This window comes from Streptomyces sp. NPDC029956 (assembly GCF_055574655.1).
Map to the genome: position 1 here is coordinate 1 of NZ_JBVHZJ010000131.1, position 1,551 is coordinate 1,551.

Below are 1,551 nucleotides of genomic sequence, written 5' to 3' on the forward strand. Positions count from 1 at the left end.
ACTGAGGCGGGTTGCCGTGCTTGCGGGACGGCAGGTCGGCGTGCTTGGTGCGGAGCATCGCGAGGGACCTGATGAGCACCTGGCGGGTGTCGGCGGGGTCGATGACGTCGTCGACCAGGCCGCGTTCGGCCGCGTAGTAGGGGTGCATCAGTTCGGCCTTGTACTCCTTGACCATGCGGGCCCGCATGGCTTCGGGGTCCTCTGCCTCCGCGATCTGCTTGCGGAAGATGACGTTGGCGGCGCCTTCGGCGCCCATGACCGCGATCTCGTTGGTGGGCCAGGCGTACGTCAGGTCGGCGCCGATGGACTGGGAGTCCATGACGATGTACGCGCCGCCGTACGCCTTGCGCAGGATCAGGCTGATCCGGGGCACGGTCGCGTTGCAGTACGCGTACAGCAGCTTCGCGCCGTGCCGGATGATTCCACCGTGCTCCTGGTCGACGCCCGGCAGGAAGCCGGGTACGTCCAGAAGGGTGATGATCGGGATGTTGAAGGCGTCGCACATCTGCACGAAGCGGGCGGCCTTCTCGGAGGCCTCGATGTCCAGGACACCGGCCAGCGTCTGCGGCTGGTTGGCGACGATGCCCACGACCTGACCGTCCAGGCGGGCCAGCGCGCAGATGATGTTGCGGGCCCAGCGCTCGTGGATCTCCAGGTAGTCGCCGTCGTCGACGAGCTCCTCGATGACCTTGTGCATGTCGTAGGGGCGGTTGCCGTCCGCGGGCACGAGGTCGAGGAGGACCTCGGAGCGGCGGTCGGCCGGGTCCTGGGAGGCGACCGCCGGCGGGTTCTCCCGGTTGTTCTGCGGGAGCATCGACAGCAGGTAGCGGACCTCCGCGATGCAGGTCTCCTCGTCGTCGTACGCGAAGTGGGAGACACCGGAGACACCCGCGTGGACATCGGCGCCGCCGAGACCGTTCTGGGTGATCTCCTCGCCGGTGACCGCCTTGACCACGTCCGGTCCGGTGATGAACATCTGCGAGGTCTCACGGACCATGAACACGAAGTCCGTCAGCGCCGGACTGTAGGCCGCGCCGCCCGCACACGGGCCGAGCATCACCGAGATCTGCGGGATCACACCCGAGGCCCGGGTGTTGCGCTGGAAGATGCCGCCGTAACCGGCCAGCGCCGAGACGCCCTCCTGGATACGGGCACCCGCACCGTCGTTCAGCGACACCAGCGGAGCACCGGCCGCGATCGCCATGTCCATGATCTTGTGGATCTTCGTCGCATGAGCCTCGCCCAGCGCCCCGCCGAAGATCCGGAAGTCATGCGCGTAGACGAAGACCGTCCGGCCCTCCACCGTGCCCCACCCGGTGATCACACCATCGGTGTACGGCTTCTTCGCCTCCAGACCGAAGCCCTGGGCCCGGTGCCGGCGAAGCTGCTCGACCTCACTGAAGGAACCCGGATCGAGCAGCAGCTCGATCCGCTCACGCGCCGTCAGCTTGCCCTTCGCATGCTGCGCCTCGGTCGCACGGTCACTCGGGCCACGGAGAGCCTGCTCACGCAGGACATGCAGCTCGGCCACCCGGCCACGGGCGTCAGCGG

The 1,551-nt window shown here is 68.0% G+C and carries 1 protein-coding gene; it reads right to left on the reverse strand.

Features of this window, described 5'->3' with window-relative positions; translation table 11 throughout:
• Positions 1 to 1,551, reverse strand: a 1,551-nt coding sequence (locus ACZ4XX_RS40260) for an acyl-CoA carboxylase subunit beta (protein WP_468512774.1), incomplete at both ends; no start/stop codon positions are given.